Source organism: Sphaerisporangium fuscum, assembly GCF_018531465.1.
Classification (GTDB): domain Bacteria; phylum Actinomycetota; class Actinomycetes; order Streptosporangiales; family Streptosporangiaceae; genus Sphaerisporangium; species Sphaerisporangium fuscum.
The window spans coordinates 19,872-39,386 of record NZ_JAHDTF010000048.1; the positions used below are offsets into that span (position 1 = coordinate 19,872).

21 protein-coding genes are annotated in these 19,515 nt (G+C 69.6%); 6 read left to right on the forward strand and 15 right to left on the reverse strand.

Annotated features, from left to right (window positions below; genetic code table 11):
• Positions 1 to 127 precede the first annotated feature (127 nt).
• From KIK05_RS42600 to KIK05_RS42625, 6 genes are all read right to left on the reverse strand, one after another.
• The gene (locus tag KIK05_RS42600) at positions 128 to 745 is read right to left on the reverse strand and encodes a hypothetical protein (protein WP_214416612.1); all 618 of its coding nucleotides are present in this window, start codon (positions 743 to 745) and stop codon (positions 128 to 130) included.
• A complete protein-coding gene (locus tag KIK05_RS42605) occupies positions 742 to 1,350 on the reverse strand; it encodes an RNA polymerase sigma factor (RefSeq protein ID WP_214416613.1) in 609 nt (202 codons plus the stop codon). The genes KIK05_RS42600 and KIK05_RS42605 overlap by 4 nt, the downstream gene beginning before the upstream one ends.
• Positions 1,351 to 1,442: 92 nt before the next feature.
• Positions 1,443 to 2,639, reverse strand: coding sequence for an ABC transporter permease (locus KIK05_RS42610; RefSeq protein WP_214416614.1), 1,197 nt, complete (start codon positions 2,637 to 2,639; stop codon positions 1,443 to 1,445).
• The gene (locus tag KIK05_RS42615) at positions 2,636 to 3,397 is read right to left on the reverse strand and encodes an ABC transporter ATP-binding protein (RefSeq protein WP_214416615.1); all 762 of its coding nucleotides are present in this window, start codon (positions 3,395 to 3,397) and stop codon (positions 2,636 to 2,638) included. Before KIK05_RS42615 ends, KIK05_RS42610 begins: the two co-directional genes overlap by 4 nt.
• Positions 3,394 to 4,464, reverse strand: coding sequence for an efflux RND transporter periplasmic adaptor subunit (locus KIK05_RS42620; protein WP_308250368.1), 1,071 nt, complete (start codon positions 4,462 to 4,464; stop codon positions 3,394 to 3,396). Before KIK05_RS42620 ends, KIK05_RS42615 begins: the two co-directional genes overlap by 4 nt.
• Complete coding sequence (locus KIK05_RS42625) at positions 4,461 to 4,919, reverse strand: hypothetical protein (protein WP_214416616.1); 459 nt, start codon at positions 4,917 to 4,919, stop codon at positions 4,461 to 4,463. Before KIK05_RS42625 ends, KIK05_RS42620 begins: the two co-directional genes overlap by 4 nt.
• A gap of 209 nt (positions 4,920 to 5,128) precedes the next feature.
• Here KIK05_RS42625 and KIK05_RS42630 point away from each other — a divergent pair, with 209 nt between their 5' ends.
• Positions 5,129 to 6,220 (forward strand): serine hydrolase domain-containing protein, encoded by a 1,092-nt coding sequence (locus KIK05_RS42630; protein ID WP_214416617.1) that lies wholly within the window; start codon positions 5,129 to 5,131, stop codon positions 6,218 to 6,220.
• Here KIK05_RS42630 and KIK05_RS42635 read toward each other — a convergent pair.
• Positions 6,192 to 6,851: a LuxR C-terminal-related transcriptional regulator gene (locus KIK05_RS42635; RefSeq protein WP_214416618.1), complete on the reverse strand. Its 660-nt coding sequence runs from the start codon at positions 6,849 to 6,851 to the stop codon at positions 6,192 to 6,194. The two genes, KIK05_RS42630 and KIK05_RS42635, sit on opposite strands and share 29 nt — an antisense overlap.
• Positions 6,839 to 7,960, reverse strand: a complete 1,122-nt coding sequence (locus tag KIK05_RS42640; protein ID WP_214416619.1) for a sensor histidine kinase — start codon at positions 7,958 to 7,960, stop codon at positions 6,839 to 6,841. The genes KIK05_RS42635 and KIK05_RS42640 overlap by 13 nt, the downstream gene beginning before the upstream one ends.
• Positions 7,961 to 8,204: 244 nt before the next feature.
• On the opposite strand from KIK05_RS42640, the gene KIK05_RS42645 reads away from it, so the two are divergent.
• Positions 8,205 to 9,332 carry a serine hydrolase domain-containing protein gene (locus KIK05_RS42645; protein ID WP_214416620.1) on the forward strand — a complete coding sequence of 376 codons (1,128 nt, stop codon included), beginning with the start codon at positions 8,205 to 8,207 and terminating at the stop codon, positions 9,330 to 9,332.
• Between the two features lie 118 nt (positions 9,333 to 9,450).
• Here KIK05_RS42645 and KIK05_RS42650 read toward each other — a convergent pair whose 3' ends face one another.
• The 4 genes from KIK05_RS42650 to KIK05_RS42665 form a co-directional block, all read right to left on the reverse strand.
• Positions 9,451 to 10,662 carry a CU044_5270 family protein gene (locus tag KIK05_RS42650; RefSeq protein ID WP_214416621.1) on the reverse strand — a complete coding sequence of 404 codons (1,212 nt, stop codon included), beginning with the start codon at positions 10,660 to 10,662 and terminating at the stop codon, positions 9,451 to 9,453.
• Positions 10,655 to 11,203 (reverse strand): RNA polymerase sigma factor, encoded by a 549-nt coding sequence (locus tag KIK05_RS42655; RefSeq protein ID WP_250564384.1) that lies wholly within the window; start codon positions 11,201 to 11,203, stop codon positions 10,655 to 10,657. Before KIK05_RS42655 ends, KIK05_RS42650 begins: the two co-directional genes overlap by 8 nt.
• A gap of 188 nt (positions 11,204 to 11,391) precedes the next feature.
• Entirely contained in the window at positions 11,392 to 12,024 is a 633-nt protein-coding gene (locus KIK05_RS42660) for a cysteine hydrolase family protein (RefSeq protein WP_214416622.1), read from the reverse strand.
• A 69-nt stretch (positions 12,025 to 12,093) separates the two neighbouring features.
• The gene (locus KIK05_RS42665) at positions 12,094 to 13,350 is read right to left on the reverse strand and encodes an MFS transporter (protein ID WP_214416623.1); all 1,257 of its coding nucleotides are present in this window, start codon (positions 13,348 to 13,350) and stop codon (positions 12,094 to 12,096) included.
• A 133-nt stretch (positions 13,351 to 13,483) separates the two neighbouring features.
• Between KIK05_RS42665 and KIK05_RS42670 the strand changes: the two genes are divergently transcribed.
• Complete coding sequence (locus KIK05_RS42670) at positions 13,484 to 14,419, forward strand: LysR family transcriptional regulator (protein ID WP_214416624.1); 936 nt, start codon at positions 13,484 to 13,486, stop codon at positions 14,417 to 14,419.
• A gap of 341 nt (positions 14,420 to 14,760) precedes the next feature.
• Here KIK05_RS42670 and KIK05_RS42675 read toward each other — a convergent pair whose 3' ends face one another.
• Positions 14,761 to 15,129 (reverse strand): winged helix-turn-helix transcriptional regulator, encoded by a 369-nt coding sequence (locus KIK05_RS42675; protein WP_250564385.1) that lies wholly within the window; start codon positions 15,127 to 15,129, stop codon positions 14,761 to 14,763.
• A 131-nt stretch (positions 15,130 to 15,260) separates the two neighbouring features.
• On the opposite strand from KIK05_RS42675, the gene KIK05_RS42680 reads away from it, so the two are divergent.
• Complete coding sequence (locus tag KIK05_RS42680) at positions 15,261 to 16,121, forward strand: alpha/beta fold hydrolase (protein WP_250564392.1); 861 nt, start codon at positions 15,261 to 15,263, stop codon at positions 16,119 to 16,121.
• A 60-nt stretch (positions 16,122 to 16,181) separates the two neighbouring features.
• The gene (locus KIK05_RS42685; RefSeq protein WP_214416627.1) at positions 16,182 to 17,072 is read left to right on the forward strand and encodes an alpha/beta hydrolase; all 891 of its coding nucleotides are present in this window, start codon (positions 16,182 to 16,184) and stop codon (positions 17,070 to 17,072) included.
• Between the two features lie 280 nt (positions 17,073 to 17,352).
• Here the strand turns inward: KIK05_RS42685 and KIK05_RS42690 are convergent, their stop codons facing one another.
• Positions 17,353 to 17,688, reverse strand: a complete 336-nt coding sequence (locus tag KIK05_RS42690; protein WP_204052833.1) for an EthD domain-containing protein — start codon at positions 17,686 to 17,688, stop codon at positions 17,353 to 17,355.
• Between the two features lie 140 nt (positions 17,689 to 17,828).
• On the opposite strand from KIK05_RS42690, the gene KIK05_RS42695 reads away from it, so the two are divergent.
• Positions 17,829 to 18,200 carry a MerR family transcriptional regulator gene (locus tag KIK05_RS42695; protein WP_214416628.1) on the forward strand — a complete coding sequence of 124 codons (372 nt, stop codon included), beginning with the start codon at positions 17,829 to 17,831 and terminating at the stop codon, positions 18,198 to 18,200.
• A 174-nt stretch (positions 18,201 to 18,374) separates the two neighbouring features.
• On the opposite strand, the gene KIK05_RS42700 is transcribed toward KIK05_RS42695, so the two are convergent.
• Positions 18,375 to 19,454 (reverse strand): amidohydrolase family protein, encoded by a 1,080-nt coding sequence (locus KIK05_RS42700; protein WP_214416629.1) that lies wholly within the window; start codon positions 19,452 to 19,454, stop codon positions 18,375 to 18,377.
• Between the last annotated feature and the right edge of the window lie 61 nt (positions 19,455 to 19,515).

A 19,515-nucleotide genomic window follows, 5' to 3' on the forward strand; every position in this document is an offset into this window, starting at 1 on the left:
GAAGTAGGCCGATCCCCTACGAGCACAAGACGGATACGGCGAACCGATGCTACGGAAGGTGACGGCACGTCGGCGATTTCGTGGCTGATCTACCGAGGGGGCCGTACGCTCCGGGGCGGGGGCGGCGTCAATCGTCGACGAGGGTGCAGTCGGCCACGGGGCCGTCGGCCACGCGGGCCCAAATGCTGTTGATCACTCTGCCGGGGCTCTCACTGATACTGAACTCCAGCACCGCGGTCTGGTTGCTCTTGACCACCTTCGGGTCGATCGTGAACTCGTCCGGTTTCCGGGTGGCCGCTGGATCGGCCAGCAGGGCCTGGGAGAGCGGCAGCAGGTTCCGGCTGCGCGGTTGCGGGCTGCACTTCTTGCCCGGCGGCACGTAGTCGACCACGGCGTTCAGCCCCATGCTGCGCAGCTTCGCCTGCAGGCCCTTGGGGTCTTTGGCCTCGCTGATGGCGACGAAAAGGGTGCCGTCGTTCTTCTTGGTGACGGCGTACGCCGGCTGACCGCCGCCCAGGACCAGCGGCACCGCTATCACGGCGGTGACGGCGGCGGCCAGCGCCGAAGCGAGCAGGGCGGGGCGGGGCAGCCGCCAAGCCGGCCGCCCGCGCTCGGCCCGGCCGGCGTCTCGGCGGATGGTGGCCATCAGGAGCTGCTTGTGCTGCCGGTACCGGGTCTGGGAGAGTTCGGGTTCCACCGGATACGGCTGAAACCGGGCCAGTTCTTCTCTCTCGGCGCCGTTCATCTGCACTCCTCCCTCACGAAGGCGACCTCGACGACGTGGCGGCCTCCCACTTCTTGCGGCGGCTCGGGCCATCCATGCTCGGCCATGAACTTCTCCAGTTTCTTGCGCGCCCGCGACAACCGGGACCGGACCGTGCCCACGGGGATCCCGAGCGCCTGCGCCGCCTCCTCGTAGCTGAGGCCTGAGGCGATGACCAGTGTGAAGACTTCCTGTTCCGGGCGCCGCAGCTTGGCGTAAGCGCGCCGGATCAGGGCCAGCTGCCCGGCGTCGTCGACCCGTCCCGCCACCTCGTCGGCGAAATCGGGGACGAAGTCACCGCCAGGCATACGGGCCACGGCGTCGCCGTACCGGCGAGCGGCCCGCCTGGTGTTGCGTGCCACGTTGGTGGCTATGCCGAGCAGCCATGGCCTCAGTGAGCCCTGGTCGGGGGCGATCCGATGCCGGAGCCGCCAGGCCTCGAGGAAGGTCAGGGACATCACGTCCTCGGCGACCGACCAGTCTCCCGTCAGCCGGAACGCGTGACCGTACACCATTCGAGCGAACTCGTCGAAGAGCCACTCGAAGGCCTCGGTATCCCCGTCGCGTATCCGGCGCCGTATCTCCACGTCCGCATCCATATCCACATAGAGGACTGTCCGCAGTCCCGCCTCGGGTTCCAAAGAAGTTCGCAGGAAATCGCCTTTCGAGGCGGGATGCATCAAACCATGGTCAGGGCGACGCTGGGGGGCACCCGGGAGGCCCGTACGGCGGGGTAGATGCCGGCGATCACGCTGACGCTCAGCGTCGCGGCCAGCGTGCCCCCGAGCACCCAGAGCGGAACCACCGCGGGCCAGCCCTGGGACAGGGCATAGACCATGGTGACCAGCGCGCCGAGCAACAGCCCCGCTCCCGAACCGGCGGCCGACAGGATCAGCGACTCGGTGAGGAACTGGATACGGACCTGCCCTCGGGTGGCGCCGAGAGAACGGCGCAGCCCGATCTCTCGGCGGCGTTCCAGGACCGAGATCACCATCGTGTTCGCCACACCGACGCCGCCCACCAGGAGGGCGACCGCGCCGAGGCCCAGCATCAGACCGGTGAAGGTGTCCGAGGCCGCCGCGCGGGCGACCAGGGCGTCCGAGGGGCGGGAGACCGCGACGTGGCCGGGATTCTCCGGATTGACCGTGCGAGGCAGCAGACCGCGGACCGCGTCCACCGCCTCCTCCGAGGAGCGCTCGTAGAGCGTCGTCGGGTGTCCGTCGAATCCGAAGTATCTCTCCGCGGCGGAGAAACCGATCAGCGCGGAGCGTTCGATCTCAGGGGCCAGTGGCATCGCGTCCAGGACGCCGATCACGGTGAACCACCGGTCACCTATCCAGACCTGGGCTCCGACGTCGTTGATGCCGAGTCGTTCGGCGGCCACCGAGCCGAGCACCACGGCCGGGTAGCGAGCGTTGACCGCGCTGAGCCAGTCGCCGCTCTTGACCTTCCCGTCGAGGGTGGTGAGCAGGTCGAAAGTCGAGGCCTGCACCGACAGCCCGCCCGTCCGCTCCTTCGGGATGCGGTCGGTGCGGCGGACCGACACGCCGACGCTGCCGGTGGCGCTCGCCGACACGACCGCGTCGATCCGCCGCACCATCCCCACCGCGCTCGCCGGCAGCTTCACCTCTTGCCCGGTGAAGCTGCTCACGGCCTCCACGCGCAGCAGATTGGTGCCGAGCCGGTCCAGCCGGCGGAGCAGCTGCTCTTGACCCGACGCGGAGATGCCGATCACCGCGATCATGGTGGCGATCCCGAGCGCGATGCCCAGCGCGGACAGGACGACTCGCCCCGGCCGGGCTCGCAGACCGGCGGCGCCGACCCTGGCGACGTCCCGCGGACGCAGCCGGGCCGGGGTGAGCAGGCGTGCCGTCATCGCGTTTCTCCCTGCTGTGCCAGGTCATGGCGATCGATCTTCACCAGGGCCTCCACCTTGCGGCGTCCCGTGCCCGGTCCGTCGTCGGCGACGATGCGGCCGTCGCGCACGCGCACCCGCCGGGGGCTCCACTCGGCGATCTCCATGTCGTGGGTGATGATGACGACCGTGGTGCCCTCGGCGTGCAGGTCCCGGAGCAGGGCGAGCACCTCCGTCCCGGCGGCCGAGTCCAGGTTCCCCGTCGGCTCGTCGGCCAGCAGCAGCGGAGGGTCACCGACCACCGCCCGGGCGATGGCGACCCGTTGCTGCTCTCCACCGGACATCTGGTGGGGCCGGTGGTCCAGCCGGTGGCCGAGCCCGACCCGCTCGAGAGCGGCCCTGGCCCGCTCGCGGCGGACCTTCAGCGGCGGACCCGAATACAGCAGCCCGTCGGCCACGTTGTCCAGGGCCGACATGCCGGCAGTCAGGTGGAACTGCTGGAAGACGAACCCGATGCGCGAGGTGCGCAGCGCCGACAGCTGCCAGTCCGACAGCTCCCCGACGGCGTACCCGGCGATCTTCACGGTGCCCGAGGTCGGCCGGTCCAGGGTGCCGAGCAACTGCAACAGGGTCGACTTGCCCGAACCGGACGGGCCGACGATGGCGACCAGTTCACCGGCCTCGACGAGCAGATCCGCGCCGCGTAGGGCGTCCACCTGCCCGTCGTAGCGCTTGGTGACTCCTTCGGCCTCGATGATCGGTGTACGGAGGTGATTCATGCGGCGGGCACCGTGACCTTCGTGCCGGCCTGCAGCCCAGGACCGGTGATCTGCACCCGGCCACCGCCGTACACGCCGGTCTTCACGCTCACCGTGCGCCGGCGACCGTCCGGCTGGAGGATCTCCACTCCGAACCCTCCGTCGCGCAGCGCCAGAAGGGCCTCGATCGGCACGCTGAGGACGTTCCGACGGCGCTCGCTGACCAGCGTCACCGTCACCGGCGCCTGGTCCTGCCCTCTGGCCTTCTTCCCGCCGCTCAGCTCGATCTCCACCTCGACGGTGCTCGTGCCGCTCTGGCCGGCGTCCTTCGGGTTGTCACGCTTCACGACCGCCCCGATGTAGGTGATCCTCCCTTTGGCCTTCCGCCCTTCGGGCAGTTCCACCGAGACCCGCGCGCCACGGCGTACCAGGTCCTGCTTGTCGACGTCGAGGTCGACATGCACGACCTGCCGGGTACTGCTCACGGTCATCGCCTGCCCGCCCGGCGCCGTACGGTCCCCGACGGAGATCTTCGTATCCGTCACCCGCACGTCGCCCGGCAGGAAGACCACCTGCGTCACGTCCACCTCGCCGGTCTGCTTCATACCGCGGTGCTTCTGCCAGCGCCGCACGGCCTGCCGCGTGGCCCAGGAGAAGTGCCGGTCGACGGTCATCTCACGGCCGTACCCGAGGGCCTTCATGGCACTTTCCAGCTGCATGACGTCCGGCCCGTCGGAAACGCCCTGCCTGAGCGTGCGGTAGAGCGGCAGCCTGCCCCGCAACAGCACCGTCGGGCGGCGATCCACGGTGAACAGCGTGCCGCCCTGCTTGATCACCGAACCGATCCGCGCCACCGAGGTGACCGTGCCGGACGCGCCGGCCAAGATCTTCCGATCGCCGCTGAACGTCAGCGTCCCGTCCACCGCCACGGTGTCGACGAGGTCACCCCGGACGACGTCGGCCGTCGGGGGAAGCGTGGGGCTCGCGGCGGCGGTCCGCGGCGAACCACCGAAGGTCACCGCCGCGGCGGCGGCACCGGCGACCAGGACGGCCGCCAGCACCCCCGCCACGACAGGGCCCCGCTTCACTGGCTCTCGCCCGCGGAAGCGCAGGCCTTGCCGGCCGCGTCGAACTTCGCCTGGTTTCCGCCGTTGAAGCCGGGCGGCGGCAGCTGACCGTTGGGGCCGGGGTCGGGGAAGTCGATGCCGTGCTCGCGCATGCACCTGGCGAGCTTGGTCATCTTGTCGAGGTACTTGGGATCCTTGGTGTCGACCCGCTGACCGACGCCCTCCATCAACTTCTCACAGGCCTTGCTCGCCTTGTCGGGGATCTGCATCCCACCCTGCGGAAGGTTCTTGGGGTCGTCGGGGAAATCCTTGACGCCGTGCTCCCGAACGCACTTGGCGTACTTGAGCCAGGCGTCACTCGGGGCGGCGGCCGACCCGCCGGACGAGCTCGCGTCCAGGCTCGACGTCGACGTCCCCCCGCAGGCCGTCGCCAGTGCCAGCAGCGGGACGACCAGCAGGAGTGCAGCACGTCTCATGGCAGATGCCCTCTTTCCTCAGGGTGCGAAGCGGGTTTTCCGCTTCTCTGCCGGTTCCTGTCCGCTCGGAATCCGCGAGTTCCGCCCGGTTCCGGCCGCGCCCACCAGCAGTGGCCGGCGGCCCTCCTGCCGACCACGCGGTGGCGTGTCAGTGGCCGTGTCAGGGCGGCAACAGTGCCGTATCAGAGCGGTCGGCGAAGGTGGATGCCATGAACGGTTCAACGAACGCGCCTCATCGTCCGGAGCTTGAGAAGGCCATCCAGGAGATCGTCGATTCCGGTTTCGCCGGGGTGCAGCTGCGCGTAAACGACGAGCGGGGCGAATGGGTGGGCAGCGCCGGGGTGCGCGAGCTGGGCGAGACCGCCAAGCCGCCGACGAACGGGCACTTCCGGATAGGCAGCACCACCAAGACCTTCACCGCGGCCCTGGTTCTGCGACTGGTGGCCGAAGGCGTGATCGGGCTGGACGACCCGGTGGCCGGCCACCTGCCCGAGTTCGGGCTGGACCGGCGGATCACGGTGCGGATGCTGCTGCAGCACACCAGCGGGGTGTTCAACTTCACCGGCGAGTACTACGAGGACGGGACGGTCGTGCCGGGGATCGTCTGGTCGGGCCGCGAGTGGGTGGAGGACCGGTTCAAGACCTACCGGCCGGAGGAGCTGGTACGGCTGGCGCTGTCCAAGCCGTCGCGGTTCGAGCCGGGGACGGACTGGAGCTATTCCAACACCAACTACGTGCTGGCCAGGCTGCTGATCGAGAAGGTCACCGGCCGCTCGCTCGCCGAGGAGATGCAGCGGCTGATCCTGGGGCCGCTCGGCCTGTCGGGCACCGTGGTGCCGGACTCCGACCCGGAGATCCCCGAGCCGCACGCCCACGCCTACTACCGGTACGAGGAGGACGGCGAGGAGAAGACGGTCGACGTCACCCGCCAGAACCCCTCCTGGATCTCCACCGGCGGTGACATGATCTCGACCACCCAGGACCTTCACACGTTCATCTCGGCGCTCATGGGCGGCAAGCTCCTGCCGGCCCCGCTGCTGGCCGAGATGTGCGAGCCGCATCCCAAGCTCGGCTACGGCCTGGGGGTCTTCGTGCAGGACGCGGGCCCCGACGGCGGCAAGGTCATCACGCACAACGGCGGCATCGCGGGCTCCGCGGCGCTGATGTACAGCACACCCGACGGCGCCAAGACCCTCACCGCCTCGCTGACCTATGTGGACGACGCCGCGATGTCGCTGGCCGAGGCGTTCCAGAAGGCGACGCAGAGGCTCGTCAACGAGGTGTTCGGCCCTGGCTGCTGAGGTAGCTGAGAACGGCGAGGACGCGGCGGTGGCCGCTGTCGTCCGGTGAGAGGCCGAGCTTGGCGAAGATGTTGCCGATGTGCTTGTGCACGGCGTTCTCGGTGATGACGAGCCGGGCCGCGATCGTGGTGTTGTCCTTTCCTTCGGCCATCAGGGCGAGCACCTGGCGTTCGCGTGATGTGAGGTCGGCGATCGGGTCGTGGGCGTGGCGGGTGAGGAGTTGCGCGATCACTTCGGGGTCCATGACGGTGCCGCCGTCGGCGACCCGCCGCAGCGCGTCGACGAACTCGCTCACCCGGCTCACCCGGTCCTTGAGGAGGTAGCCGACACCACCGCGTCCATCGGAGATCAGCTCGCCGGCGTACTGCTGCTCGACGTACTGGGAGAGTACGAGCACGGGCAGGCCGGGATACCGGCGGCGAGCGTGGAGGGCGGCGTGGATCCCCTCGTCACGGAAGGTCGGCGGTAGCCGTACGTCGACGATCGTGACGTCGGGCCGGTGTTCGGTGACGGCGGTGGTGAAGCCGGGGGCGTCCTGGGTGATCGCCACGACGTCGAAGCCCCTGGCGGTCAGCAGGAGTTCCAGCCCGCTGGACAGCAGGACGTTGTCCTCGGCGATCACGACTCGCACGGCAGGCTCACAGTGATCGTGGTCGGGCCACCGGCAGGGCTGTGGACGCGGACGGTGCCGTCGAGCGCCAGGACGCGGTGGCGGATTCCGGCGATGCCGGTGCCCAGCGTCTCGTCGGCGCCGCCGATCCCGTCGTCGGTGACCTCGATCGACAGCCGATCGCCGGCGCGCGCGACGCGGACGGTGGTCCGGGTGGCCCGGCTGTGCTTGGCGGCGTTGGTGAGCGCCTCGGCGATCGTGAAGTAGGCGACGGCCTCGACGGCGGCGGGGATCGCGCCGAGGTCGCCGATGTCGAGGGTGGTGCCGATCGCCGATCGGGACCCCAGGGCGGTCAGCGCCCCGGCGAGCCCGCGGTCGGCGAGGATCGGCGGGTAGATCGTCCGGATCACCTCTCGGAGCTCTGCCATGGCCTCCTCGGTACTCTCATGCGCCTCCCGCAGGAGTCTGCCCACCATCTCCGGGTCCTCGCCCAGCGACTCACGGGCCACGCCCAGCCGCATCGCGATGGCCACCAGCCGGGCCTGGGTGCCGTCGTGCAGGTCACGTTCGATCCGGCGGAGTTCCGCGCCGTGCGCCTTCATCGCATCGGCCCGCGTCTCGGTCAGCGTCTCCACACGCTGCGCCAACCGTTCGGCGGTCGAGGGGGACAGTAACGCGACACAGATCCGGGCGTGCAGACGCGCCAGCAGCGGAACCAGCCAGCAGGTCAGCGCCGCGAAGATGGCGAACTGTACGGTCCCCAGGGTCAGCGCCGTCCCCCACCCGGACAGTGGAACGCCGAAGGCGAAGCCGCCCGCGGGGGTGCCGGGGGGCAACGCCCACCACAAGGGCACCGTGACGGCCGTGGTCACCGCGTTGCCCACGCAGACCACCACGACGAGCCCGAACGCCAGACCGGTCACGATGGACGCGCACAGCCATCCGAGAACCCGCCACGTCCCGACACGGACGGGATCAGAACGCGGAGAGAGCAGCAACCGGTCGGCGCGGCGACGATGCCAGGACGCCCAGGCGTGAGCCATCGCCGGGACGACGAGTACGGGCAGCGCGAACAGGGCGACCGCGGCGGCGAACAGGCTTCCCAGCAGGTAGCCCAGACCGCGCCACATCGTCGAAAGCCGACCGGCCCCATGGTGGTTCACCGGCACAAGTCTGGGCCATGGCGACCGAGCCCGGCACTACAGCCCACTACCCCTTTTTCGCACCAGTGAGCCGTATCGTCCGCTTTCCCCTCCGGATCTAGCGTCGACGACCATGACGAGTTCACCGATTCATTCACCGCGGCGGCGTGGCCGATCCATCCGGCGAAATCTGGCCCTGACCGCCATCGTGGCCGGAACCCTCGCTGCCGGCGTGCCCACCGCGAGCGCCGCCGGCCGGCACGACGACCAGGCCCGGCTTCGGCGCGACGCCGCCGCGATCACCGCACTCGGCGTGACGGGCGTCCAGGCCCGCCTGATCACCTCTGACGGCCGGAACCTGACCGCCACCAGCGGCGTCGCCGACGTGACGACCCGGCGGCCGGTCCCCTTGAACGGCTACTTCCCGATCGCCAGCGTCACCAAGGCGTTCGTGGCCACCGTGATCCTGCGGCTCGCCGGCGACGGCAGGCTCTCCCTGGACGACACGGTCGAGCGATGGCTGCCCGGCGTGGTGTCCGGAAACGGCAACGACGGCCGCGAGATCACCATCCGGCAGCTGCTCCAGCACACCGGCGGCATCCACGACGACTACCCCGACTACACCTCGGCGAAGGACTTCTACCGGCACCGATACGACCACTACACCGCGAAGCAGATCGTCGCCAGGGCGATGCGTCACCGCCCGGACTTCCAGCCCGGAAAAAAATGGAGTTACTCCAACACCGGCTACGTCCTGCTCGGCATGATCATCCAGCGGGTCACCGGACACCCCTGGCATGAGGAGGTACGGGACCGGATCGTCCGGCCGCTCGGCCTCCGTCACACCTTCTGGCCGGGTACTTCACCCACGCTGCCCCAGCCACATGCCGAGACCTATCAGAGGTTCGAGCCCGGCGGACCACTCGTGGACGTCACCAAGCAGGTCAGCTCGGGCATAAATGGAGAGGCCGGACTCGTCTCGACCACCGCCGATCTCAACCGGTTCTTCCGCGCCCTACTCGGCGGCCGGCTCCTGCCCCCGGCACAACTGGCGCAGATGAAACACACCATTCCAGTCGGCAAGAAGTTCGAACCGCTCATGCCGGGCGCCCGTGACGGGCTGGGGCTCTTCTCACGCCCACTGTCGTGCGGCGGCAGGTACTGGGGCCACGAGGGCGGCGACTCCGGCTGGATCAGCGCCGCCGGTGTCACCGCCGACGGCCGCCGCAGCGTCACGGTGTCGTTGTCGGGCACGATCGCCGAATCGCCGGACCACGTCCTGCGCGTGGCACAGGCCGAGGACAAGCTGATCGACGACGCGCTGTGCGCGACCCCGAACGCCGGCCGTACGCGGCGTTGAGATTCATCCACGTGGAGCCGGTGCGGGACATCCGCGCAGCGCGCGGTCCGCGATCAGAGTCGCCGAAGCGTCCGCGAGCACCGGCTGTGGCGAGCACGCGTACCTGCTGATGAGCGGTTCACTCCCGGCGTGCGGGCAGTTCGGGTCGTTCGTCGGTCCAGCCGATCGCCTGGAACGAGGTGGACAGACGCAGCTCCGCCCGCCGCCCGTTCGCGAGCTTGGTCGTGTTCGTCCTCACCTCGGCGAGAAGCAGGCCGGTGCCTGGATCGACCACGAGCTGAACCCGGGTGAACAGGCCCGGCTCTATCTCCTCCTGATAGCTGAGCGTCTGCCCGCGCCGGCCCAGCGGGTCCGTCCTCTCCCCCTCGGCCCGGATGCCGGGCAGAGACGCAAGGATCCGGTACGCGGAGGCACGAACCTCGGGCGAGGCCGGCAGGCCACTGATGATGCCCACACAGTCCCGCAGAAGGATGTACGCCCTCGCCTCCTTCACGTCCATCCCGGATCCAGCCGGCTCCAGCCGGCCGATGCGCTCCTCCAGGTAGCTCCGGAGCTTGTCGGGCTCGCTCGGGATCGCGCGCACCTCCTTCCAGGTCATCGAGTCCCCCGCCATGTCACCGGCCGAGCCCTTCCACTTGCCGTGGAGCAGTTCGGCGGTTCGCTCACCCGCCGCCGCCTCCAGCGGCTCGGACGGGACGGAGAACAGGTTCTCCGTCTTCATGTTCTTGGGGTATCGCCAGCTGGTGGGCGCCCCCGCGGCCCGCCAGGCCGCCTCGTCCTGCGGTGTCGCGGGCTTGACACCGAGATCCTGCCGGATGCGCCAGTACTGCAGATCCGGCCGCTTCGCCAGCCACGTCTCAAGGGACCGCCTGCCCTCGAGCACATAGCTGCGGGTGGGGTCGGTCAACATCCACTGGTGGACGGTCGCGGTGCGCCAGTAGTCGCCGCTCGCACGGGCTTTCTCCATGGCGACGGCGGCCGCGAGCAGGATCTGCCGGGCAGTCGGCTCGACCCTCGGGTACGACGACGCGCTGGGCCGGGGTACGACGGAGAGCGTGTTGTCGGACAACAGCCCGGGGGCGATGACCGCCACCGCGGCGGCCATGGCCAGGCTCAGCCCGGCGCCGACCAGCCGGCCTCTCCGCCGCTTCCGGGTAGGTGCGGGCCGCTCGACCGTGGTGGTCGCAGCCGCTTCGGCCAGCAGCCGGGCACGGCCCTCGGCGACCGCGTCGAGTGGCGGTTCATGAGTCCCCAGCAGCTGGAGTACCGCGTCCACATGCCGCGGCTCGACCAGATGACGGAAGTCTTGGTCATCACGCAACTCATCCATCAGATCCTCCAGACTCAGCGGTGATGTCGTCCAGCGCCGCGCGCAGCCTTTTACGCACCCGGTGGAGCCGGGAAGCGACGGTGCCCAAGGGGACGTCGAGGGCCTGAGCGATCTCCTCGTAACTGAGATCGCCGTACGCGGCGAGAAGCAGCACGTCTCGCTCGCCATCAGGCAGCCGGCTGAGCTCTGCCGCGAGCCGGTGCTGGGCACCTGCCGCGGTCACCTGCGCCGCCACCCTGTCCGCGTGCTCGCTCTCGGCCGGGTCCTCCATCGGCACCCTGGCCAGCGCCTCCAGCCTCCGCGTCTCGCTTCGGCGATGGTGGGCGAGGAGGTTGGTGGCGATCCCGTACAACCACTGGCGTACGGCGCCACGGTCGGGATCGAAGTCCTCCCGTTTGCGGAAGGCGACCAGGAACGTCTCGGACGCCAGGTCATCTGCGGCCTGCGGTCCGACCCGCGCGGCGACATAGCGGTAGATGTCGCCGAAGTAGCGGTCGTACAGCGCGGCGAAGGACTCGGGCCGATGCCGTGACTGCTCCATGAGCACAGCGTCGTCGAGTCTTCCCGTTGTATCGGGGGGAGCGGTCATCCGCATGGCGTCCCTTCTTTCAGGTACACCACTAGTCCGTCGCAAAGCCCGATCCACTTCCCAGCCGTGCGACGGCGACGCCGGCACCCGTCAGCGGCCAGAGCCGGGATCTGGCCGCTGACAGCGATCCCCCGACACGGTCATGCCCTGCCGGTCTTCGCCTCGCCGGGATGGCCGTCGTGCAGGAGTGAGCGCAGTCCGGCGGTGTCGATGATGTGGGCCATCCTCGGGAAGACGCTGGTCATCAGGGTCTGGTGGGCTTGCGGATCCGGGTCGGTGACGCCGTCGGACAGGATGTAGAGCCGGTAGTCGCGGTCGGCGGCGTCGGTGACGGTGGACAGGACGACGCCGCTGGTGGTGAGGCCGGCGATGACCAGGGTGGTGATTCCGCGATCCCTCAGTCGCCGGTCCAGGTCCGTGGTGGAGAGCGCGCCGAAGCGGGTCTTGCGGACGGTGATGTCACCGGGCTCGGGAGCGAGCCGGTCGTGGAAGGCGGTGCCGGGCTCCTCGTGGTGCAAGAGATGCCGGCGGCGGATGAAGGTGAAGGTCTTGTTGGCGGGCGGGATGGCCGCCCAGTCGGCTTCGGTGAACCCGACGCGCACGTGGGCGATGACGCCGCCGTGCGCGCGCATGTCCGCGATGGCGGCGGCCACCCGTGACACCAACCCTTCCGCATCGGCCGGCCCGGGGAGCGAGGCCAGGACACCCTGCTGATAATCCATGACGAGCAGTGCGGTCGTCCGCGGGTCCAGCGCCGGGATCGTGACGGTCATTTTCTCTCCTTGTGTCGATGGGGGCTGACACGCGAGATCGCGTGCCGGGGTGACGGTCGTGGCGGCCCATTAGGCGCGGTGCGGCGCCGGCTCCGGCTCCGGCTCCGGCTCGGCGAGGGGCGCCGCGGCGCGCCGGGGGCGCAGCAGTGGGGTCGCCAGCAGGAGCACGCCGGCCAGGCCGATCGCCGCGCGCGGGCCGAGCAGGCCGCCCAGCACGCCCCATGCGGCCGTCAGCAGCGCCGTCGAGGCCTTGGTCGTCACCGACCAGGCGGACAGCGTGCGGGCGATCCGGTCGGGCGCGGTGCGCTCCAGGCGGTAGGTGGCGCACACGGGGTTGAAGACCCCGCAGCAGAAGATGAGCCCGAGTTCGACGCCCATCACCAGCAGCAGCCCTCCGGTGCCCGGCCCCACGAAGGCCAGGCCGACGGGCCAGAGCGCGCGCAGCGTCCCGGCCGCGACCAGGACCTGGTGCTGCCCGAACCGGGTGACGAGCGGCCGGGCCAGCCGCGAGGCGAGCAGCCCGCCGATCGAGGGTACGGCGAAGGCGAGGCCGTACTGCCACGGCGCGAACCCGAGCCGGCCGAGCATCAGGACGGCCAGCAGCGCGTCGGCGGCCATCACCAGGCCGTTGAACAAGGCGGTGTTGAAGAACAGGGGGCGCAGCGTCGGGTCGGCGAGGATGTACCGCCACCCGTCGAGCAGGTCCCCGGCCCGCATGCGCGCGGTCTCCCGGCGCTCGGGCCGTGGCTCCTGGCCGCCCATCGCGCGGATGCCCAGGGCCGAGAGCAGGTAGCTGACCGCGTCGGCCACCACCGTCGCCACCGGGCCGAGGAGCCCGATCGCGACACCGCCCAGCGGCGGTCCGATGATCGTGGTCGTCCAGGACGTGGACTCGAATCGGGCGTTGGCGACGAGCAGGTCCTCAGCCGGCAACAGGGTCTTCAGGTACGCGCCGGAGGCGGCGCGGAAGGTGATGTCGGCCGCCGCGACGACCACCGAGACCAGCAGGAGCTGGGCGAAGGAGAGCACACCGAGCGCGAACGCGGCGGGGATCGTCAGCAGCGCCGCGAACCGCACCAGGTCCATCCCGATCAGCACCGACCGCTTGCGGCGGAACTCCACCCACGGGCCGAGCGGCACCGCCACGGCCGCGCCCACCGCCGCCCCCACGGAGGACAACGCCGCGACCTCCGCCGGTCCGGCGTGCAGCACCTGGAGCGCGATCAGCGGGAACGCGCCGAAGGCGAGCCACGTGCCGAGCGCGCTGGTCCCGTACGCTCCCCAGAGCCACCCGAACCGCCGCCCCAACCGGTGCCCGTTCCCCATGCCCGCCGCCCCTCGTCACTCACTCGTACAACCGATCCGCGATCGGAAACATCAAAGCGAGCACCCTGACTGGGGATCAAACAACGGTAAGGCCGTCGGCCACAACCAACGGTTGTACGCATAAGGTGTCCGCATGGACCTCGACGCCGTCCGGACCTTCGTCGCCGCCGCCGAAGCGGGGCAGTTCCAGGAGGCCGCCGCCGAGCTGGCGGTCACCCAGCAGGCCGTCTCCAAGCGCATCGCCGCGCTGGAGCGCAACCTCGGCGTACGGCTGTTCACCCGCACCGCACGTGGCGCCGAGCTGACCATCGACGGGCAGGCGTTCCTGCCCCACGCGCGCGAACTGCTGCGCGTCGCCGAGCGGGCGGTCGCGTCCGTGCGCACCGGTCACCGTCCGCTGCGCGTCGACATGATCGCCTCGCGCACCGCGGCGTCGGGCCTGATGCGCGCCTTCCACCGCGCGCACCCCGAGATCGAGCTCGACGTGGTGATGCTGTTCGATGTCGAGACGGCCCTCGCCGCCATTCGGTCCGGCACGATCGACGCTTCCTTCCGCGCCGTCGCCATGCCCGGCCGGCCCCTTCCCGAGGACATCCAATCCGTCCGGGTGCTCGACGAGCAGCTGCAGCTCTTCACCGGGCCCGCCCACGCGCTGGCGTCCGCCCGGTCGGTGACCGTCGCCCAGCTCGCCGGGCACCGGATCTGGATACCCGGCCTCGTCCCCGGAACCGAGTGGGCCGCCTACTACGACGACCTCGTCGCCGAGTTCGGCCTCACCATCGAGGCGACCGGCCCCAACTTCGGCTCCGACGCGCTCCTCGACACCATCGCCGACACCCCGGCCCTGGCCACCTTCATGGGCGAGCACACCCGCCTGGTCTGGCCCGCCGGCCACGGCCTTCGCCGCATCCCGGTGACCGACCCGACACCCGTCTACCCGCACTCGCTCCTGTGGCACCGCGACAACCCGCACCCCGCGCTGGCCACCCTCCGCACCCACCTCGCCACCACGACGACCGGCCACGGCGCCCCCGGGACCTGGGTGCCGAGCTGGGTGCTCCCGCACTGAACCCCGCCGGCTCGGCCGATCCCTCGCCCGGTGGGCGGAACGCCATGGCCGGGTGGCGGCGCACCCGTTCACGCCGTGAAGATCGCGGCTATGGACAGAAGTACACGAGGTTGTGCGCCATTTTCCCTGCGATGATCGCCGGCAAGCACCGCGTGCATGGGATGAACATCCAGGTGATCGCGTCACCACATCTGCAAGGCCATCGCTCTTCTGCAGAACTACGAGGTCGCCCGAGGATGAAAAGAGGTCACTGATCTTGGCGGTGTACCACCCGCCTTTCGAAATCCATGCCAACGCAGTATCACGCAGCTTGGAGGAGTCCTTCGTCGGCTCACGGCTGTTTAGCCGTGGCCGTCCGGGCGGTCGGCGGCGTCGAACATGTCGCAGTTGTGCTGGATCAGGGGCATGTACTGCTCAGCCCAGGCTCGCAGACTTCGCAGCGGCGCGACGAGCGTGGCGCCCAGGCCGGTCAGACGGTAGTACACCCGTGGAGGCTTGCTCGCCTCGACACGACGATCGACAAGTCCGTCTCGTTCCAGCGCCCTGAGGGTCTGCGCCAGCATCTTCTGCGACACACCGGTCATCTCGCGCTTCAACTCGGTGAACCGCAGCTCGCCCTCGGCGGCGGCAAGCGACAGCACCGCCATGGTCGTCCATCGCGACCCCACCCGGTCGAGCAGGAGCCGTGTCGGGCACAGAGGATCGAACAAGTTCCCCTGCCGCGAGGCAGTTACCACGAAGTCACCTCGTGTCGGAAAAGTGCCTTCTTCCCCGTTCATTGAACGGTCTCCTACGGTTACCACGTTCCCAAGCGTAATCAAGGAGGGCACCTGTGCGCCAGATGACTCTTTCCCCCCACCTTCCCGGCGCGACCGTGCACCGGATACCGATCGACGGGGTCGAACTCGCCGTGGAGACTCTCGGGCAGGGGCCGGCCGTACTGCTGCTGCACGGCTTCCCGCACACCCGCGCGATCTGGCGCGATGTCGCACCCCGGCTGGCCGCGGCAGGTTTCCGGGCCCTCGCGCCGGACCTGCACGGGCTGGGCGACAGCACACCCGCCGTCCGCGGCTACCAGGCATCCGCGATCGCCACGGACCTGCTCCGAATGTTGGACGTCCTAGGTGACCGCGAGGCACACGTCGTCGGCACCGATCTAGGTGTCACTCCGGCATTCGCCCTGGCAGCATCGTCGCCCGAGCGCGTGACCAGCCTGACCCTGTCCGAAGGGTTGATCGGACTTCTGCCCGGCGCCGAGGCCTTCCTACGGCAGGGGCTGCCGTGGTGGTTCGGCTTCCACCAGGCGCCCGGTGGTCTGGCCGAGGACGTCCTGGAGAACTCGGCGGAGCGCTACGTCCGTTTCTTCCTCTCCGCCGGCAGTCGCCGAGGTCTGCCGGCAGACCTTACACGGGTGATCGTCGAGGCATATCGGGGCAAAACGAGTCTCGGCAATGCCTTCGACCACTACCGCGCGGTGCCGGCCACCGCGGAATGGATCGGGAACTGGGCGCAGGACCAGCGACTGACAACGCCGACCCTCGCCATCGGCGGTGGCGCGATCGGCGCGGCCACCGCCCGCCAACTCGAACCGATCACCGGCTGCCTCACCCAGCACCTGCTTGAGGACTGCGGTCACATCACCCCGATCGACCAGCCGGACGCCTTCGCCGACCTTCTCATTGAGCACGCCCGGGCCGTCTGAGCTCACACCTTCAAGACCCGTCCGGAACAGAGCCGACCGAACCCACAGCAAGGAGCAGATATGAGCCGTGAGCAGCGAGAGGCCATCCGGCAGTTTCGCGCGTCGTCCCCCCTTGACCTCGGCGGTGCGGTCCACGAACAGCGTGCCCTGTTCGAGCAGCTGTTGTCCCACCATCCTGTCCCTGAGGACGTCATCGTCACCGAAGCCCACTACGACACGATCCCTGGCCTCTTGGTCGAACTCGCGGAAGAGCCCCGCGTCGGCACCGTCCTGTACTTCCACGGCGGGGCGTATGTCTTCGGGTCGGCGCGCAGCTCGCTGGGGATCGTCGCAGACCTGGCCCGCAGGTCACAGACACGGGTGATCACCATCGACTACCGCTTGGCACCCGAGCATCCCGCCCCTGCCGCCACCGACGACGCGGTACGCGCTTATCGCGCCCTGATCGCCTCCGGCGTCGATCCGCAACGGGTGGCGGTCGCCGGCGAGTCGGCCGGCGGCGGGGTGGCGCTCGGCCTGCTGGCGGCTCTTTCCGCCGCCGACGAGCCGATGCCCGCCGCGGCGTTGCTGTTCTCGCCGTGGGTTGACCTCACACTCAGTGGCGATTCGATGACGGCCAGGGCCGAGGCGGACTTCATCGTGAACCGCACCGCCCTCGAACGCCGCGTGCGTGACTACCTCGGCGACGCATCCGCGGCAGAACAGCACAGCCCGCTGTTCGCGGACCTGCACGGTCTGCCGCCCACATTGATCCAGGTCGGCTCTGACGAGGTGCTGCTGGACGACTCCACCCGGCTCGCGGCAAGGCTCGTGGCGGCCGACGTGTCGGTGACGCTAGACGTCACCGCGCAGGCGACACACGTCTTCCAGTCATTCGCCGCCTCGTGGGACGAGGCCGACGCGGCGATGACCCGCGCGGCCACATTCGTCCGCACGATGGTGAAGCCGTGAGCAGCAAGCCACCCGCCCGGCGTCGGCATCCGCGCCGGGTGAGCGCTCAGTGGTTGACGGTGCTCATTCCGACCGGGTTGTAGCGGTCGCCGGCGACCTGGTCGGCGAGGCTGTGGAGCGCGTCGAGGTGGCCGATTCGTCGGGAGGTGCAACAGGCTGACCACCCGAATCACCAAGACGATCAAGCAGAGAAGAAGCATGACGGCCGCGTCCTGAGCCGTTCGCTGCGGAGCTGGACGACAGGCTCCGCCTCGTCGTCCAGCTCCCCCGGCGGCCCGTATCAGATCACGACCTTTTCTTCGGTGACCATGACCACCACCGAATCCAAATCGATGAACTTGCTTTCGTCCGGGTTCAGCAGCTCCTTGTAATTCTTCGATCCGAAGAAGGCGTCATGGTCCGCCCAGGTTTCGAACCAGATCTCAGTGAGGCCGTCGTAGCCGGGGCTCGGGTAGCCGTCGGCGGGAACCGGGTGAGAGACGGTGTACTTCTTCACGTACCGTCGCGCCTCCGGGATCGAGGCGAACAATGGGGCGTGGTGGTTTCGGTGATAATCAACGAATTCCTCGAGGGTCATCCCCCCGACACGGTTGATCATGTAAGCGAACTTGATCATGATTTGCTTCCTTCGTCCTCGCGGCACGGGGGAGGCGGCCGCCTGCCCCGGCGTCGGGTTGCGAGCTACGGGGTTACGCTAAACGCTCACATCGATGTCATGGGCAAGGCATTGTGACCCGATGCACACGAGGAGTTGAGATGCGGATCGGTGAGCTGTCCGCCCGGACAGGAGCAAGCCGTCGATCGCTGCGCTACTACGAGCAGCAGGGCCTGCTGGTCAGCACGAGATCGCCCAGCGGCCAGCGGTGCTACAACGACGATCACGTCCAGCGGGTGGCGCTGATTCAGACATTCCTAGCCGCCGGCATGTCCACCATGAGCATCGCTCAGATGGTCCCCTGCATGTCGGAGCCCACCACGGCCAAGGCCCTGCAGGCCATGGCCGTCATGAATCATGAGCGAACCCGCCTTACATCGACGATCGACAGCCTCACGGCCGCAAGGGAAGCGCTTGATCACCTGATCGAGGTCAACCGGTCTTTCCTGGCGAATACGGCGGATGCTGCTTGAGTGACGGTGGGCGGCAGCGGTGACGTGACGTGGCCTTCAGGAAGCCGGTCGATCCGTCCCGTCGAGGCGCGCCGTTGTTGACTGCGGGGCCGTCGCCGGCCTGTGGCGGTACTGCCTCGACCTGCTTGACGCCGCCGCGGTTGCGGGAACCTCCGCTCGTGCGGCCGCTCAGGTTCAGGGTTCGCGAGCGGCGGCCGGAGTGACGGGGTGGCCGGCGCACCATACGGCGCGGATGTCGCGGGTGGCCGTGATGTCCCGGGTCGGGTCGCCGTTGACCAGCAACAGGTCGGCCCGCATACCCGGCCGGACGGCGCCCCGGTCGGCCAGGCCGAAGGCGCGGGCGGGCAGCACGGTCGCCGAGCGCAGGATCTCCACCGGCGTCATTCCGGCCCGCGCCATCAGCTCGAATTCGTGATGCAGGCTCTCGCCGTGGGGCACGGGCAGCGGCGCGGACGGCTCGGCGTTCGCGTCCGTCCCGGCGAGGATCTCAATACCGGCCCGGTGCAGACGGCCGACGTCGCCCAGCACCTCCCCCAGGTGGTCGGCCCGCCCAGGCGGCGGGCCGGACGTCATGAAGGCGGTGAGCAACGCCTCCATCATGGTGATCGTCGGGATGGACCTCTGGCCGGTGCTCCTCATCGCGGCCACGTCCTGCGCCCGGACCCCGCCGGCGATCGGCGTGTGCGTGACGAACTCCGCTCCCGACTCCACGGCCATCGTGTAGGCGCCCGGGGTGGCGGCGTGCACGATCGTCTTGAGCCCGTACTCGCGTGCCGCCTCCACCAGCGCGCGCAGCGCGTCCGCGGGCGGCCCGCCCTCGCCGGGAGCCTCGGCGACGCCCTTGATGTAGTCGACACCCTCCGCCGCCCGCGCCTCGACGTGCCGCCGGGCATCGGCTGCCGTCAGAATGACGGCTTCCGGCGGCATTCCCGGCATGCGAGCGTGGTGGCCGCCCGGCCCGATCGCGGGCAGTCCAGCAGTACGGAAGTCGGCCACTCCCCCGGCCTCGCACAACGAGGCCACCCGCTCCGCCGGCCAGCAGGCCATGTCGAGCCCGGTCGTCACTCCCCAGGCGGCCAGGGCGACCAGGTTCCCAGGGCCGTGCAGGTGGACATGCGCGTCGATCAGCCCGGGCAGCAGCGCCGCCCCAGCCGCGTCGATCTCCTCCGCCCCTGCGGGATCGTCGCCGATCAGCGGACCGTCGATGACGACGGTACGGGGCTCGCCGAGCCGTCTGCCATCGAAGACCCGCACATTGCGCAAGGCTGTCCTGCCGTCAGTGGACATGGGCCACCCGCCTCAAATAAGGAACAGT